Source organism: Aeromonas sp. 6P (assembly GCF_051919525.1).
In the GTDB taxonomy this organism is placed as follows: Bacteria; Pseudomonadota; Gammaproteobacteria; order Enterobacterales; family Aeromonadaceae; genus Aeromonas; species Aeromonas veronii.
Genome location: NZ_JBQBEO010000002.1, coordinates 2,456,655 through 2,473,458 on the forward strand (window position 1 = coordinate 2,456,655; position 16,804 = coordinate 2,473,458).

The 16,804-nt window shown below is 61.0% G+C and carries 13 protein-coding genes; 7 read left to right on the forward strand and 6 right to left on the reverse strand.

All coding sequences use genetic code 11. The features are described from left to right. Window positions 1-50: 50 nt before the first annotated feature. Window positions 51-1,760 carry a glycoside hydrolase family 36 protein gene (locus ACTG2J_RS11485; RefSeq protein ID WP_439988617.1) on the reverse strand — a complete coding sequence of 570 codons (1,710 nt, stop codon included), beginning with the start codon at window positions 1,758-1,760 and terminating at the stop codon, window positions 51-53. Window positions 1,761-1,920: 160 nt separating this feature from the next. Between ACTG2J_RS11485 and ACTG2J_RS11490 the strand changes: the two genes are divergently transcribed. The 3 genes from ACTG2J_RS11490 to cdd all read left to right on the forward strand — a co-directional run bounded on the left by ACTG2J_RS11490 (window position 1,921) and on the right by cdd (window position 4,042). After that, a complete protein-coding gene (locus ACTG2J_RS11490; RefSeq protein ID WP_005333279.1) occupies window positions 1,921-2,277 on the forward strand; it encodes a CidA/LrgA family protein in 357 nt (118 codons plus the stop codon). Continuing rightward, on the forward strand, window positions 2,274-2,960 hold the full coding sequence (locus ACTG2J_RS11495; protein ID WP_043850903.1) for an LrgB family protein: 687 nt from the start codon (window positions 2,274-2,276) through the stop codon (window positions 2,958-2,960). Before ACTG2J_RS11490 ends, ACTG2J_RS11495 begins: the two co-directional genes overlap by 4 nt. 197 nt (window positions 2,961-3,157) lie before the next feature. After that, window positions 3,158-4,042 (forward strand): cytidine deaminase, encoded by an 885-nt coding sequence (gene cdd / locus ACTG2J_RS11500; protein WP_439988616.1) that lies wholly within the window; start codon window positions 3,158-3,160, stop codon window positions 4,040-4,042. A gap of 119 nt (window positions 4,043-4,161) precedes the next feature. Here cdd and ACTG2J_RS11505 read toward each other — a convergent pair whose 3' ends face one another. After that, window positions 4,162-5,547 (reverse strand): tryptophanase, encoded by a 1,386-nt coding sequence (locus ACTG2J_RS11505; RefSeq protein ID WP_439997504.1) that lies wholly within the window; start codon window positions 5,545-5,547, stop codon window positions 4,162-4,164. 460 nt (window positions 5,548-6,007) lie between these two features. On the opposite strand from ACTG2J_RS11505, the gene ACTG2J_RS11510 reads away from it, so the two are divergent. The 4 genes from ACTG2J_RS11510 to asd all read left to right on the forward strand — a co-directional run bounded on the left by ACTG2J_RS11510 (window position 6,008) and on the right by asd (window position 10,616). Continuing rightward, entirely contained in the window at window positions 6,008-6,172 is a 165-nt protein-coding gene (locus ACTG2J_RS11510) for a DUF2256 domain-containing protein (RefSeq protein ID WP_368226273.1), read from the forward strand. Then, the gene (locus ACTG2J_RS11515) at window positions 6,172-7,692 is read left to right on the forward strand and encodes a cryptochrome/photolyase family protein (RefSeq protein WP_439997505.1); all 1,521 of its coding nucleotides are present in this window, start codon (window positions 6,172-6,174) and stop codon (window positions 7,690-7,692) included. The genes ACTG2J_RS11510 and ACTG2J_RS11515 overlap by 1 nt, the downstream gene beginning before the upstream one ends. A gap of 142 nt (window positions 7,693-7,834) precedes the next feature. Next, window positions 7,835-9,142 carry a D-amino acid dehydrogenase gene (locus ACTG2J_RS11520; protein ID WP_439997909.1) on the forward strand — a complete coding sequence of 436 codons (1,308 nt, stop codon included), beginning with the start codon at window positions 7,835-7,837 and terminating at the stop codon, window positions 9,140-9,142. Between the two features lie 361 nt (window positions 9,143-9,503). Next, complete coding sequence (gene asd, locus ACTG2J_RS11525) at window positions 9,504-10,616, forward strand: aspartate-semialdehyde dehydrogenase (protein ID WP_005345266.1); 1,113 nt, start codon at window positions 9,504-9,506, stop codon at window positions 10,614-10,616. A gap of 105 nt (window positions 10,617-10,721) precedes the next feature. On the opposite strand, the gene fdhD is transcribed toward asd, so the two are convergent. The 4 genes from fdhD to fdhF form a co-directional block, all read right to left on the reverse strand. Continuing rightward, entirely contained in the window at window positions 10,722-11,603 is an 882-nt protein-coding gene (gene fdhD, locus ACTG2J_RS11530) for a formate dehydrogenase accessory sulfurtransferase FdhD (protein ID WP_235657003.1), read from the reverse strand. Continuing rightward, complete coding sequence (locus ACTG2J_RS11535) at window positions 11,600-13,732, reverse strand: sigma 54-interacting transcriptional regulator (protein ID WP_042053803.1); 2,133 nt, start codon at window positions 13,730-13,732, stop codon at window positions 11,600-11,602. Before ACTG2J_RS11535 ends, fdhD begins: the two co-directional genes overlap by 4 nt. Window positions 13,733-14,148: 416 nt before the next feature. Next, window positions 14,149-14,547: a hypothetical protein gene (locus ACTG2J_RS11540; RefSeq protein WP_439997910.1), complete on the reverse strand. Its 399-nt coding sequence runs from the start codon at window positions 14,545-14,547 to the stop codon at window positions 14,149-14,151. A gap of 98 nt (window positions 14,548-14,645) precedes the next feature. After that, entirely contained in the window at window positions 14,646-16,790 is a 2,145-nt protein-coding gene (gene fdhF, locus ACTG2J_RS11545) for a formate dehydrogenase subunit alpha (protein ID WP_439997506.1), read from the reverse strand. Between the last annotated feature and the right edge of the window lie 14 nt (window positions 16,791-16,804).

The window sequence follows — 16,804 nt, forward strand, 5'->3', positions numbered from 1 at the left end:
ACAATTCAGGCTCCGTGATGGAGCCTGAATTGTATGTGGTGATGCGGTGATCAGGTGTAGCGGATCACCCGCCCCTCACCCCCTTGCAGGGTCACGGTTGTGCCGACTGCCTGCTCCTGCCAAAAATCGGTTCCCCCTTCCGGCAGCAGAAACTCCTGTGGTTGCCCCTCCCAGTTGAACAGGCAGAGCAGAGTACCGCCCTCGGGCAGGCTTACTTCGCCGCAGGCAAAGTCCATCGACTCGAAACGGGCAGAGGGTGCACGAACAGCACAAAGACCCAGCAGCTTGCACAGTTGCGCCGCCTGCTCCTCATCGAGATCTTGCAGTCGATCACCCGCCAGCATCATGCCGCCGCTCGCCACCAGCGCTGCCAGATGGAAGCTGTAATCCGCCTTGCTTGCCTGCTGGCTCGGTAGATCACGCAAACAGATGCAGTCGGGATCGAGGGCCCAGAGCTTGTCGTTCTGCCAGGCACGGCAGAAGGCTTCGCGAGCAATCTGGCGATAGCGGTGGCCGTTGCGCTCCACGTCATCGCTCACCCGCATGCCGTGCACCAGCCCAAGGCTCGGCCAGATGGGGGCGTTGCAACCGAGCAGGAAGGCACCATCGCCAGCACCGCGCAGAATGGCGGCCATGCCGCGCCGATAGGCTTCAACCCGCGTGGCAGCCGGATCGTGGAAACGGCCACCGTGGATGGCGCCCCAGAAGTTGGCATCGAGCTTGAAGTAGTGGATGCCCCACTGCTCGCGCAGGGTGCGGAACACCCGCTCGAGGTGCACCTGCACCTCGGGGTGGGTACCATCCAGCACATACCAGGGAGTACAACGCCAACCGCCATAGGTGACCCGCTCGGAGGGGAGCGGCAGGCCGTCATCCCCCTTCACAAACCAGTCGGGATGATCCTGAAACACCTGCGAGCTTGGTTCGGCAATAAAGGGAGCGACCCAGAGGGCGGGCTCGCAGCCAGCCTGTTTGATCTCCGCAGCCAGTGTTGCCACTCCTTGCTCGAACTTGGCCGATGGAGTAAGCCAGTCGCCCATCTTGGCCTGATAGCCGTCGTCGATCTGCACATATCGCAGGGCCGGGAAACGCTCGGCACGGACCTGCAGGTTCTCGCGAATATCGGCAGCGCTCACCTCGGCGTAGTAGTGATACCAAGAGCACCAACCGCTCGGGCGATCACTCACCTTGCCGATCAGCGAGCCGTGCTCGGCCTCGATCAACCGTGCCAACTCAGCCAGCAGATCCTCGCGCTCCGGCCCTTCGAGGCAGATCAGCGCCTCGCTCTGCCAGTGCTCACCGGCCGCGAGTTTTCGCCCTTCGCAATTCATCAGGATCTGCAAGCGACCATCGGGGTAGAGGCGAAACTCCCCGCCAAAACGGTGGCAGCTGGCAAAGGCGAGCAGCAGCCACCCCTTGCCATGCTCCACCAGCAACAGGTTGTGAATGGTGTGATAGCCATTGTCATCGGTGATGCGATAGATGCTGGCATCGGGGCAACGGCCGACATGTTGCGGTGATTGCCAGCAACCCATGGTCTGGGCCAGCATCTGGAATCCTTCGCCATAGATGGCGCTCTCCACCGGCAGGCCAAGCTTGCCGTCAAACAGCACCCAGCGCTCAACCGGAGTGGCATCAGCGCCGGTGTTGTCGAGTCGCACCCGACACAGGGGCCCGTCCCACTGACGGGTTTGCAACAGATGGGGTGGCAACGCATTATCGTTCGCCATCTGGCGAACGCGGGACAAGAGGGATGTCATCACTACTCCTTGAAGTTCGAAAAGGGTTCTATCAGACAATTTTCAAAAATTGCCAATCAAATCAGCCTCAAATGAACTGATTTCAGTTGTTATTGTTTTAATGCCGCGACCCGCCCTCTCTGGTAAACTGCGATTTTTCTTCCCAGTCGATGAGGTTCACGTGATCGCGCAACGCGCCTTGCTGTACTTTCGTGACTTTATGGTCATTGTCGCCTGCCTGCTGGCAGGCAAATCCGTGGCAGCCATCCTGCCTTTCGCCTTTCCCGGCAGCATCATCGGCATGCTGCTGCTGTTTGTGCTGCTCTCCCTGCAGCTGATCAAGCTGCACTGGGTCGAGCTGGGCGCAGGCTTGCTGCTGCGCCACATGGGCGTTTTGTTCGTGCCGGTTGCGGTCGGGCTGGTGGCCTGGCTTGAGCCCCTGCGCCAATCCTTCGGCGTCATCATGCTCTGCATCGTGCTCGGGATCGTGCTGATCCTCGCCACCGTCGGTCGGCTCTACCAGAGGATGAACAAATGATCTTCTGGCTAGCGATCCCTCTGACCCTGGCGCTCTATTTCGCCACCCGCGCCCTCTATCGCCGCCTGCCCTGGCCCATCATCAACCCTGTGCTGGTGCCGACCGCGGTGATCATCGGCCTGCTGCTCTGGTTTGATCTGCCCCTTGAGCAGTACGAGCGCGGCAGCAGCCCCATTACCATGCTGCTGGAGCCCGCAGTAGTGGCGCTGGCACTGCCGCTCTATCAGCAGGCGCGCCAGATCCAGGCCAAGCTCAAGCCCATCCTAATCTGTACCCTCGCCTCCGTCTTGATCTCGGTGTGCACAACCCTGCTGATCGGTCACTTTATGGGCACAGATCCGGCACTGCTCGCCTCCCTTGCCACCAAATCCATCACCACCCCGCTCGCCATGAGCGTCAGCCAGTCCATCGGCGGCATTCCCGCCATCGCGGCCGCCGTGGTGGTGGTGGTGGGGATTGTCGGTGCCCTGATCGGCTACCCGCTGCTCAAACTGTTCAAAGTGACCGATCCGGAAGCCCAAGGGCTCGCCATGGGGGCCTGTGCCCACGCCATCGGCACCGCCACCTCCGCCGAGAAGGGGATTACCCAGGGGGCCTTTGCATCGCTGGCGATGGTGGTGTGCGGGATCCTCACCGCTGCCGTTGCCCCGCTGCTGTTTGCCATCTATCACTGGCTGACCTGATGACCCCATTGACCACCTGTTGACCATTCCGAGGGGCCTGCTGGCCTCTCGGGGTGCGACCTGCCGCACAATTTGCACAAGACAAACGTTTCCATTACCATCCCCCTCCGTTTGCCCATCAGGGCGTGAGCCTGCTCACACATTTACCCGAGCTTGCTCCCTACAATGGCCGCCCAATTGGCCTTTGAGGACACACTATGCATCCCCGTTTTGCCAAGCCATTCGATACCCTCTCTGCCCCGCTCAAAGCAGCCGTGCAGCCCATGCTGGATAGTGCCGACTTCAACGCCCGCTTCACGCCGGAGCAAGTCGCCACCCTGAAAGCCGCCACAGGTCTCGATGATCGCGCCCTGCGCCTCGCCCTGTTGCCGCTGGCAGCCGCCTGCTCGGTGGCGCCCATCTCCAAGTTTTATGTCGGTGCCATCGCCTGTGGCCTGAGCGGCACCTGGTACTTCGGTGCCAACATGGAGTTTGCGGGGCAAGGGTTGTTTCACTCGGTCCACGCCGAGCAGTCCGCCATCTCCAACGCCTGGCTGGGTGGCGAGACCGGGATCTCTGAAATCACCGTCAACTACACCCCCTGTGGCCACTGCCGTCAGTTCATGAACGAGCTGAGCACCGCCAAGATCCTGAAAGTCTCTCTGCCCGATGACCTGAGCGCCCTGCAATCCTTCCTGCCCCACTCGTTTGGGCCGGCGGATCTCGACATCACGGATGCGCTGATGAGCCCGCAGGATCACGCAGAGCTATCGCTTCAAAGCGAAGACCCGCTGTGGCAGGCCGCGCTGGCCGCCGCCCGTCAAAGCTACGCCCCCTACAGTCAGGGCTATGCCGCGGTGGCGCTGCAGTTTGCCGATGACCGCATCTTCTCTGGCCGCTACGCCGAGAACGCCGCCTTCAACCCCAGCCTTCCGCCGATGCAGATGGCCTGCGCCCATGCGGTGCTTAATGGCGAAGATCTCGCCACCATCCGCCGCGCAGTACTGCTGGAGAACAAAAACGGCCAGATCAGCCAGCGTGACTCCGCCCAGTCCACCCTCAAGGCGCTGGGCTCGGTCGAGCTGGAGTATCAGGCGGTCTGACCCCCGGCTTTGTGTCGATAAACGAAAGCCCCCGCACCAAGGTGCGGGGGCTTTTTACTTGGCCGTTTAACCGGGGGCTGCGCTTGGCCGTTTGATCACCCCGTCTAACCGATTGCTGATCAGACCGGTTTCAGCCGCGCGGTGAAGTGGCGCAGCAGCGGCGGCTCGTAGTCAAAAGTGAGCCCGCGAATGTCGCTGGCCCGCGCTTTCACTGCGATCAGGCAGTCGGCCACATAGTCCATGTGATCCCGGGTGTAGACCCGGCGCGGAATGGTGAGACGCAAAAGCTCGAAGTCCGCCGCCTCCTGCTTGCCGGTGGCGGGATCGCGCCCGAGCAGCAGGGAGCCAATCTCCACCCCGCGCACGCCCCCTTCCAGATAGAGCTCGCAGGCGAGCGCATGGGCCGGGAACTGCTCGGCCGGAATATGGGGCAGCAGCTTTTTGGCATCCACAAACACCGCATGGCCGCCGGTGGGGGTCTGGATGGGGATGCCCGCCTCGGCCAGACGCTCGCCGAGATAGGCCACCTGACTGATGCGGTAGGTGAGATACTCCTCATCCATCCCCTCCCGCAGGCCGATGGCAAGCGCCGCCATGTCCCGCCCCGCAAGGCCGCCATAGGTGACAAACCCCTCCATCGCCACGCAGCGCACCTGCACCGTGCGAAACAGGTCGAGATCCTCTTTAAAGCAACAGAGCCCACCGATATTGACCAGCCCGTCCTTTTTAGCCGACATGGTGAAGATGTCCCCCAGCGCAAACATCTGGCGCACTATCTCCTTGATGCTGCACTTCGCATAAGCCGGATCCCGCTCCTTGATAAACCAGGCGTTCTCGGCAAAGCGGGCGGCGTCGATCACCACCGGAATATGGTGACGACGGGCCAGCGCCGAGACTGCCTCCATATTGGCCATGGAGACCGGCTGACCGCCGGCGCTGTTGCAGGTGACCGTGATGATGATGCCGGCCACGTTGTCGGCCCCCAGGGTTTCGATGGTGTCGGTCAGGCGAGGGAGATCAAAATCCCCCTTCCAAGCGTAGGGGGCGGTGGTGTCGAGGGCTTTCGGGGTGAGCAGGTTGATGGCCCGCGCGCCAGCCAACTCCACATGGGCCTTGGTGGTGTCAAAGTGGTAGTTGGAGATAAAGACCGGCGCCTTGCCCTTGCAGCGCTTGACCAGCTCGGGGAAGAGGATCTGCTCGGCCCCGCGCCCCTGGTGGGTGGGCATCACATGCTGGTAACCAAAAATGTCGCGCACCGCGCGCTCCAGCTCGACGAAGTTGCGGCTGCCCGCATAGGCCTCATCTCCCATCATGATGCCGGCCCACTGACGGTCGGACATGGCACCTGTGCCGCTGTCGGTCAGCAGATCGATATAGACATCCTCGGCCAGCAGCAGGAAGGGGTTCCAGCCAGCGGCCTCGAGGGCGGCGCGGCGCTCGGTGCCAGTGGTCTGTTTGATGGGCTCGACCATCTTGATACGAAACGGCTCGGGTATACGACGCATAAAAGACTCCTCACCGGCGCAAGGCCAGTGTGTTTGAAATCGGAATTGGCAAAGAGGCCGGGACGATCAGGGTCGTCCGGCTGACAAATTCAAACGGCGGGTGCCGCCAATTAGCGGTGAGGAAAGTCGAAGGTAAGAATGGGATCCCGGGTATACCAGTGGGCGAGCAGGCAAGCTGCCCGGGGCGTAGCTGTCATGATTGGCATCACTCCCCTCCATATCGGTTGTAGACAGTCGGTGGCCAACAAGATCCATTGATGGATGCTGCCAACGGGCAACCTCGCCACGTTAACGGCTGGTTAATTGGCAAACAAGGGGCGCACCGACGGGCTGTGCGCCCGCTCACAAAGTGCGCATCTGAGCGGCAAACTGGCAGTGAGGTTGATCCGCCCGCGCCCCCGCTTCGTTATTCTCCCTACCCACACGCCACATCCCCCATCAGCCAAGGCCGTAAGCCATCATGCATCGCAAACCCTATCTGCCCAAGAAGATCTGCCCCGTCTGCCTGCGCCCCTTCAGCTGGCGCCGCAAGTGGGCACGCAGTTGGGAGGAGGTTCGCTACTGCAGCGAGCGTTGTCGCCACGCTCGTCACAGCAGCCAGCAACCTGAGGGGGAGCGAGTCTGATGGAGCTGCGTCTTGTTCTTGGCGATCAGCTGAACGCCGGTCACAGCTGGTTTCGCACCCCGGATCCGGCTATCTGCTATCTGATGGCAGAGCTACGTCAGGAGACCGACTACTGCCACCACCATCGTCAGAAGGTGTTGGCCTTCTTTGCCGCCATGCGCGCCTTCGCGGCGGCACTCAGGAAAGCAGGCCACCGCGTCTGTTACCTGACTCTCGATGAAAGCGCCCACTGGCCCGACTTGCCCAGCCTGCTGGCAGCCCAAATCGCGGCGCATCAGGCCGATAGCTTTGCCTGGCAGAGCCCGGACGAGTGGCGCCTCGCCAGCCAGTTGAAAAGCTGGGCGGCTGGCCTTGCCATTCCTGCTACCGAGGTGGAGAGCGAGCATTTTCTCACTCCCCGCGATGGCTGGCAGCGCTACCCCCACAGCCGGATGGAGTTCTTCTACCGCGCCCTGCGAAAGCAATACCAAGTGCTGCTCGATGAGTGCGGCCAACCCCTTGGCGGGCGCTGGAACTTCGATGACGAGAACCGCGCCAAGCTGCCGGAGCGTCAGCCGATCCCGGAACCCCTCACCTTTGCCAACGAGGTGAGCGAGATTGATGCCATGCTGACCCGCCACGGGGTCAGCACCATCGGCGAGGCGGATGCCAGCCAACTGCCGTGGCCCATCACAAGGCGCCAGAGTCGTGAGCTGCTGGCCCATTTTCTCACCCACTGCCTGCCCCACTTTGGCCGCTATCAGGATGCCCTGAGCGAGCGGGGCTGGAGTCTGTTTCACAGCCGTTTGTCGTTTTCCCTCAACAGCAAGATGCTTCATCCGCTTGAGGTGATCCGCGCCGCCGAAGCCCACTGGCAGGCCAATCAGGCCACCATCACGTTGGCGCAAGTGGAGGGTTTTATCCGCCAGATCCTCGGCTGGCGCGAGTTTGTCCGCGCCCTCTACTGGGAAAAGATGCCCGACTACCAGCAGACCAATTTTCTCGGGGCCAACCGACCGCTGCCCGTTTTCTTCTGGAATGGAGAAACCAGGATGGCCTGCGTGCGTCACGCCATTCGCCAGTCTCTTGAGCACGGTTACGCCCACCATATCCAGCGGCTGATGGTGACCGGCAACTTTGCCCTGCTGGCGGGGATCGATCCTGACGAGGTGGATCAGTGGTATCTCGGCATCTATGTGGATGCCATCGAGTGGGTGGAGCTGCCCAACACCCGCGGCATGAGCCAGTTTGCCGATGGCGGCCTGATGGGCAGCAAGCCCTACGCCAGCAGCGGCGCCTATCTCGAGCGGATGGGCCACTACTGCAAGGGGTGCCACTATCAGGTCAAAGCCCGCCACGGCGACGGGAGTTGCCCCTTCAACAGCCTCTACTGGCACTTTCTTTGGCGCAATCGGGACAAACTGGGCGGCAATCCCCGCCTCGCCCTTCCCTATGCCAACTGGGATGGCCAAGCCGCAGAACAACAGCAGACCATTCTGGCCACTGCGGAGCACTACCTGATCAAGCTGGAGCAGTTGTAAGCGGGCCATGCCCCTCACAACAGCGCAGCGCTTTGCGCTGGCAATCAGGCTCGTCATCGCACCAAACACCAGCTTGTGACAGACAAGCAGACGGAAATCCCAATCCTGCGCAGAGCAGTTGAATATCCTGTGGCGGCTGATTATGGTGGTGGCCACATCAGGAGATCAGTCAAGGAAAGACGATATGGAGATAGTGGTTCTCGGTGGCGGCGTAATTGGGGTAACCAGCGCCTGGTATCTGGCCAAAGCGGGTCACAAAGTAACCCTGCTGGAGCGACAAGGGGGCGTCGCCCTTGAAACCAGCCATGCCAACGCCGGGCAGATATCCCCGGGTTATGCAGCCCCCTGGGCGGCCCCCGGCATTCCCCTCAAGGCCGCCAAGTGGATGCTGCAAAAGCATGCCCCCTTCACCGTGCGCCCCACTGCCGACCCCTTCCAGCTGCGCTGGATGCTCAGAATGCTCGCCAACTGCACCCCGACCGCCTATGCCACCAACAAGGGACGCATGGTGCGTCTGGCCGAATACAGCCGCGACTGCATGAAGCTGCTGCGCGACGAGCTGAACATCGATTACGAAGGGCGCCAGCTCGGCACCCTGCAACTGTTTCGCAGCCAATCCCAGCTCGATGCCAGCCAGCGCGATATCGAGGTGTTGGAGGAGTATGGCGTCCCCTACCAGTCGCTCGATGCCAGCGGCTGCGAAGCTACAGAGCCTGCACTGGCGCGGGTGCGCGGAAAAATCGTCGGCGGCTTGCGTCTGCCCGGCGACGAGACCGGCGACTGCTTCCGCTTCACCAAGGCCCTTGCCCTTGAAGCCGAGAAGCTCGGGGTCAAGTTCGTCTTCAACTGCGATATCGACGAGATTGAGCAAGCCCGCGGCCGCGCCGTGGCGGTGCGGGCGAGCGAGCAGCGCTATCGCGCCGATGCCATCGTCTGTGCGCTCGGCAGTTATGCCACCGGCTTTTTGCGGCCGCTGCTGCGCCCGCTCGGGCTGGAGCTGCCGGTCTATCCGGTCAAGGGCTACTCCCTCACCCTGCCGATGATCAACGCCGAGGCCGCACCGCGCAGTACCGTGCTCGACGAAACCTACAAGGTGGCCATCACCCGCTTTGACGAGCGGATCCGGGTCGGCGGCATGGCGGAGCTGTCGGGCTACAACCTTGCCTTGAATCCGAGGCGCCACGACACTCTGGCAATGGTGGTCGGCGATCTCTTCCCCGCAGGGGGCGATATCAGCAAGGCCGAGTTCTGGACCGGTCTGCGCCCCATGACACCGGACGGTACCCCGCTGGTGGGGCCAAGCCCCATTCCCGGCCTCTGGCTCAATACTGGCCACGGCACATTGGGCTGGACCATGGCGGCCGGCTCGGGTCAGCTTCTATGCGATCTTATCGGCGGCAGCGAGCCCGCCATCAGCGATGAGGGGCTCACTCTGGCCCGTTACGGCTAAGCGCATAACAGGTCGGATTGTTTCACTCGCCAACTACGCCCCCAGACAGCAGCAGAGGACGTGCTCAACCGCTTTATTGACAGGCCACCGCCATAAACGGTGGCCTTTTCGTCTGATGTTGACCTTCTCCCTGCCCGTCTGCCTGAGCGGTATTCTGGCTGCCGGTTAATGCAGCAAACGGCACAGAATATTGCGCAATTCGACTTGCGCAAGCCGCCACAATCCGTAATGTGGATAGACGCATTTTTCGCAGCGCATATTTTTTAAATGGCCTGTAAACCACTTGTAAACAGGCGTCGCCAGACAAGAGGTTACGGGTATCACCACGAGTTTCTTTAGCAGCAATCCAGGGTAGGACAATATGAAAAAAGTAGGTTTGGTCGGTTGGCGTGGCATGGTGGGATCGGTTCTGATGAGCCGGATGCAGGAAGAGCAGGATTTCGCCCATATTCAACCCACATTCTTCACCACCTCCCAGGCCGGTGAGGCCGCTCCCAACTTCGGCGTCGATGCCGGTACTCTGCAGGACGCCTTCGATATCGAAGCGCTGGCCAAGCAGGATATCATCATCACCGCCCAGGGCGGCGACTACACCAAGGATGTCTATCCGCGCCTGAAAGCCGCCGGCTGGCAGGGTTACTGGATTGACGCCGCCTCCTCCCTGCGGATGGAGAAAGACGCCGTCATCATTCTGGATCCAGTCAACGGCGACGTCATCGAGCAGGCCCTGAACGATGGCATCAAGACCTTCGTTGGCGGCAACTGCACCGTCAGCCTGATGCTGCTGGCCCTCGGCGGCCTGTTCAAGGCCGATCTGGTGGAGTGGGTCAGCGTGGCTACCTATCAGGCCGCCTCCGGTGGCGGTGCCCGCCATATGCGCGAGCTGGTCACCCAGATGGGGATGCTGCGCGACGAAGTGGCGGTTGAGCTGGCCGATCCTGCCTCCGCCATCCTCGACATCGAGCGCAAGATCACCGAGAAGACCCGCTCCGGCACCCTGCCGGTGGACAACTTCGGCGTACCGCTGGCCGGTGGCCTTATCCCCTGGATCGACACCAAGCTCGACAACGGCCAGAGCCGTGAAGAGTGGAAGGGTCAGGCCGAGACCAACAAGATTTTGGGTATCGAGAACGCCGTCATTCCAGTGGATGGTCTGTGCGTGCGGATCGGCGCCCTGCGCTGCCACAGCCAGGCGTTCACCATCAAGCTGAAAAAGGATGTGCCGCTGGCGGAGATCGAAGCCCTGCTGGCTGCCCACAACGACTGGGTAAAAGTGATCCCCAACGATCGCGACATCACCGCCCGCGAACTGACTCCGGCCGCCGTTACCGGCACCCTCAGCATTCCGGTGGGTCGTCTGCGCAAACTCAATATGGGCCCTGAGTATCTGGCCGCCTTTACCGTGGGTGACCAGCTGCTGTGGGGCGCCGCCGAGCCGCTGCGCCGCATGCTGCGTATCCTGCTGGCGCGCTAATCCGCCACAGAAGCAGATACAACAAGGGCGGGGAGTCACACTCCCCGCCCTTTTTTATTGCCAGTTTTTATAAGCCCTTTAGCAGGCTCTCACTCTTGCAGTCACTTAAAGCAGAATACGCTGACAGCCGCTGTATATCTCGGCCCGCCCGGGGCGGCAAAAACCCACCAGAGTGAGCCCGGTCTGCTCGGCCCGCTCGACCGCAAGCTCGGTGGCAGCGGAGATGGCGAGCAATATTTCCACTCCGGCGCTGGCGCACTTTTGCACCATCTCGAAGCTGGCGCGGCTGGTCACCAGAATGGCGCCGTCACGGCGACCCGTGCGGCACAGATGGCCCACCAGCTTATCCAGCGCAATATGGCGCCCCACATCCTCGCGAATGGCGAGAATGTTGCCTTCCCCGTCCAGATGCACAGCCGCATGGGTGGCGCCGGTGCGCTGGCCCAGCTGCTGAAGCGGGCGCAGCGCGGTCAATACCTTGTCGATATGACCCACCGCCAGACGCTGGCTGTCGGGCAAGCTTGGCTGGGTGCGGATCACCTGCTCCAGACTCTCGCTGCCGCAGATGCCGCAACCGGTGCGGCCCGCCAGCGTGCGCCGCTTCTCTTTGAGGCGATGGACGCAGCGATTGGCCAGGGTGATATGCAGCTCAATCCCCTGACAGCCATCAATCTGCTCGATGTCGTGGATATCGAGCAGGCTGTCGATAATCCCCTCGGATAGCGAAAAGCCGATGGCGAAATCCTCCAGATCGGAGGCCGAACACATCATCACACTGTGGGCGATGCCGTTGTAGACCAGCGCCACCGGAGTCTCGGAGGGGAGCGCCATTTCGCTGTCGCAGGTCAGTGTATCGGCGCGGTAGTGCACCACCTCGCGGTGGATAGCGCAGCGGGCCAGCTCGTTCTGTTCTCTCTGCTCGCACTGTTCGTTCTGTTTTTGCTCGCTCCGCTCACTCCGCACCTCAAGCTCAATTACCTCTCTCATGGTGCGACCCCATCGATGATCTCGGGATCTCTGGCTGAGATGCCGAGCCGCTTCATTTTCGAAAGCAAGGTGGTGCGCTTCATGCCAAGGCGGTTGGCCGCCCCCCGCTCGCCAGCGACGATGCCGTTGCAGTCACGCAGGGCAGCGATGATCGCCTCACGCTCATCAATCGGCCCCTCCTCGGTAAAGAGCGGCGTGGCGGGTTCGTCATAAACCAGGGTCTCAATCTTGTGGTAGCCCTTGAGGGGCATCAGCTCATCGGGCGAGAGGTTGAGCACATGGCCGCGGGTCATCACCACGGCGCGCTCGATGACGTTCTCCAGCTCGCGGATATTGCCGTACCAAGGGAGTGACACCAGCATTTTCATGGCATCGGCGGGGATCGAGGTGATGGTGCGGCGCATCCGCTTGGCGATCTTCTTGATAAAAAAATTGACCAGCAGCGGAATATCCTCGCGCCGCTCGCGCAGGGGCGGCAGCTCGATGGGAAAGACGTTGAGGCGGTAGTAGAGATCGCTTCTGAAACGCTTGTTCTTGACCATGGAGAGCAGATCGCAGTTGGTGGCGGCCACCAGCCGCACATCCACTGCGATGGGGTTGCTGTTCCCCACCCGCTCCAGCTCGTGCTCCTGCAATACCCGCAAGAGTTTGGGCTGCAAGTCCAGCGGCATATCCCCCACCTCGTCGAGGAACAGGGTGCCCTTGTGGGCCCGCTCGAAACGGCCGATGCGCTGGGTCAGGGCGCCGGTAAAGGCCCCCTTCTCGTGGCCAAAGAGATCGCTCTCGATAAGGCCGGTCGGGATGGCGGCGCAGTTCACCTTCACCATCTCGTGGTCGTGGCGGGCACTCAGGGCGTGAATGGCCTGGGCGATCAGCTCCTTGCCGGTACCGGTCTCGCCGAGGATCAGCACAGTGCTGTCGCTCTCGGCCACCAGCCGCACCTTCTCCAGCACGCTCTCCATCACCGCGCTCTGGTAGATGATGTGCGGGAACTCCCCCTGCATCTGCGGCTCGTTGATGCGAATGGTCTTCTCTTTGGCACCGTTGGTGTTGGAGATCTCCTGCTGCGCCTGCACGTTGTTCATGGCAATGGCGGTGCGCGCCGCCACTTGCTCCAGCAATGAGATATCGATATCGGCAAAGAAGTCGGCGTTGGGGTGCGAGAGGATCAACACCCCCAGCAGGTTGCCCCGATAACGCAGCGGCAAAATGCAGGAGCTGTCGGCCTCGGGGGGCAGGATCTGGGAGGTAAACCGACAGCGATTGCTGCAGCCGTGGCCGTGTTCGCGATAGACGAAAAACGGCTCGCTGTGGCCAAGGGCCCCCTGCAGGCACTTCTTTTCAAAACAGGAGTGATCGATGATGCCCGGCTGCTCGCTCTGGTGCTGATTGACCAGATAGCTCTTGAAGCTGTCGGAGGTGGCGTTGTACTCCGCCAGACACAAGCTGCTGATGCCGAAGTGGTGATGCAGGATGGTAAACAGGCTCTTGGGCAGCTCGGCGATGCGCACCAGTTTGATCACTGCATTGGTCACATCCACCAGAATTTTGCAGCTGTCGCGCTCAAGACGCAGGGAGTTGGCCTGCTCCAGGGTGCGCTCCTTGTCGAGCACGTTCTCCAGCGCAATGGCGATAATGGCCGCCAGCTGGGTCAGTTTGGCCAGGGTCTCCATGGTGAAGCTGTCGAGCTGGGTGTTGATAAACTCGACCCCGCCAAGGTGGCTGCGGGCGGTGGTGATGGGGAGCTGGCAGTAGGAGCGCAGCCCCCCGTAGACCCCTTCGCGATCCAGCGCCGGGCAGCGATTCTCAAAGCGGGCGGCAGCGAGAATGATGGCCTGTTCCGGGGTCTCTTTGGTCGGACGGGGGGAGAGGTGCAGCTCTGCCTTGGGGCAGACCAGATGCTTTGGGCCGGAATGTCCCATGAAATAGAAGATGGCCTCCTCGTCCGCACCCATGTTGAGGATCAGGTTGACCCGGGTCACGCCGCCGAAGCTGGCATCTATCTTGTTGAGTTTGTGGATAAAATCATCGAGCGTCACGGCCGACAGGAGGGATTTGGAGAGCAGGAGGAAACCGTCGTCCCAGATGGGAGAGATCTCGTCCAGGGGGATGGCACTCACATTTAGCATTGCGGCCTCACGTTATATCGATTTAGTCACCAGTCAGGCTGTCCATGCCATCGCATCACGACAAGCACTCGTCACCAAAATAAATAGCCGCAGCCCGTAAAAGCGGCTGCCAATAAGAAAAGCGGTGACGAAAATTGTCGCATGTTGCAATTCCAGAGTTGTTATTAACGAACGACAACAAAAAGTAACATCGTTATCGGGGGATATATTGGAATGGCGACTTATCATAGATGAGCTCAAATTTCATTACAATCCGATTTAATATATCTGATGGCCATATTTAACCGGTTATTTCATCAGTTCTTGATCTCAATTAAGGCGCCCGAAAAGTGGGCCGCCGTCAACTGTCAGATCTGCCTCTCCTCTTCGCTGGCTGCGAGTTTCGAGATGGCGTTTGCTGCCCATCCATCGGCAGTTTATGAGGTGATGATCCGGCTGTGGCAGCACTTCAGGCCACCGAAGATAAAGAGGGCCGACAGGCTCTGGAAGGCCATCAGCAGCCAGCTGGCGTTGTCGGCAAGCTCGGCGGCGACGCTCTGGTGCGTGAGGTAGATCAGCAGGGTGAGCACCCCCAGCAGCAGGCCGTTGATCAAGGTGGTGGAGATAAACCCGATCAGCCAGGCACTGGAAATACTCAAGGCAGAAAATACGCTGCTCATGGCGAGCCGCGCTGCCATAAAACAGCCGAAAAAGCCGAAGCCGAGCAGAAATATCATCTCGTCGCGCCAAATATAGCAACCTATTCCCAGCAATATCGCCGCCAGATAGGTGCCAATATAGAAAAGTCCGAATAAGCGACCAATTTCATGTTGCATCATTTACTCCCCTTTCTTTGGGTAATAAAAGGGTGCCCGACTCGATAAATCCGAGTCGGGTTCCCTTATTTGTGCAGAACGTCCTTTTTTAGGGCGGGTCAGCCTTTGGCTGCGCTGCGCAATTTCGCCTTGAGCGCGCTGTATTCAGTCTGGACGTACACTTCCGCCTCAGGCTGATTGTCGATGCGCTCGATCTTCACCGCGCAGTACTTGTACTCCGGCGTGTGAGAGACGGGATCGACGTGCTCGATGGTGAGCTCGTTACAGGCCCCGATCCACCACTGGTAGGTCATGTAGACCACCCCGGCGTTGACCCGGTCGTTGTAGTTGGCACGGGTGATCACCTTGCCACGGCGCGACGAGATCCAGACCAGCGCCTGATCCTTCACCCCGAGCTTTTTGGCATCGCTCGGGTGGATCTGCACATAGCCGGGCTTATCGGCCAGGGTCTGCAGCGCCGAGCAGTTGCCGGTCATGGAGCGGCAGGAGTAGTGACCCACCTCGCGCACGGTGGAGAGCACCAGCGGGTACTCGGCACAGGGCTGCTCCAGCGGCGGCCGCCACTCGGAGGCGATCAGCTGACCCTTGCCACTCGGGGTGGTGAACACATTCCCCTCGAACAGAGTGCTGGTGCCCGGGTGATCCTCGGTCGGACAGGGCCACTGCACGCTCTTGAGATCGGCCATCTTGTCGTAGCTGACCCCGGCATAGAGCGGGCAGAGCGCACGCATCTCGTCCCAGATCTCTTCGGTGTTGTGGTACTCCATGGGATAACCCATGGCGGTCGCCATCAACGAGAAGATGGCCCAGTCCGGTTTCACGTTCTCGGGGGGCGTCACCGCCTTGTAGAAGCGCTGGAAGCCGCGATCCGCCGAGCTGTAGACCCCTTCATGCTCGCCCCAACTGGTGGCGGGCAGAATGACGTCGGCCATCTCGACGGTCTGGGTCATGAAGATATCCTGCACGATCACCAGCTCCATCCCCGCCAGAGTGCGACGGAACTGACCGAGATCTGCCTCGGTCTGGGCCGGGTCTTCACCGAAGATGTAGAAGGCCTTGCACTTGCCCTCCTCCACCTTGTGGCCAAGCTCGGTCAGGCGATAGCCGGGCTTTTGGGAGAGTGACTCCACGCCCCACGCCTTGGCGAACTTGGCGCTGATGGCGGGATCGGCCACCGACTGATAACCCGGGAACTGGTGCGGCAGCATCCCCATGTCACAGGTGCCCTGCACGTTGTTCTGACCGCGAACAGGCCCGCAACCGGTGCCACGGCGACCGAAGTTGCCGGTCAGCAGCGCCAGACCCGCGAGCCCCTTGACCACGTCCACCGCCTGACCGTACTGGGTCACCCCCATGCCCCACAGGATCATGGAAGCAGGCGACTCGGCGTAGGTGCGAATGGCGGCGCGGATATCGGCGGCTTTCAGGCCAGTGATCCCCTCCACATATTCCGGGGTGTACTTGGCCACCGTCGCCTTGAAGGTCTCGAACCCTTCGGTGTAGTTGGCGACAAAGGCCTTGTTGTAGAGCCCTTCATTGATCAACACGTTGGCGAAAGCGTTAACCAGCGCCATGTTGGAACCGTTTTTGAGCGGCAGCCACTGATCGGCGATACGGGCGGTCTCCACCATACGGGGATCACACACAATCACCTTGGCCCCGTTTGCCTTCGCCTTGAGGATATGGCGGGCGACGATGGGGTGAGAGTCAGCAGCGTTGTAACCAAACACCAGCAGGCACTTGGTCTCTTGAATTTCGGGAATGGCGTTGCTCATGGCGCCGTTGCCTACAGTTGTCTCCAGACCGGAGACTGAGGGTGCGTGTCACACCCTCGCGCAGTGGTCGACGTTGTTCGTCCCAATCACCGCACGGGCAAATTTCTGCATCACATAGTTGGCTTCATTGCCGGGGCCACGGGCAGAGCCGGTGGTCATGATGGCGTCCGGGCCATATTTCGCCTTGATGGCAGAGAGACGGCTGCTGGCGAACTCGATGGCTTCGTCCCAGGAGACAGCCTCGAACTTGCCACCTCGCTCGCGGCGGATCATCGGGCTCTTGAGACGGGGGGTCAGCAGGTTGGTGTCGTTCAGGAAATCCCAACCGTAATAGCCCTTGAGGCAGAGCTGCCCCTCGTTGGTCCGGCCGTTGGCGCCTTCGGCCCCCACCACCTTGTCGTTTTCAACCAGCAGGTTGATTTTGCAACCGGTGCCGCAATAGGGGCACACGGTAATGACTTTTTTCATGACTCACACTCTTG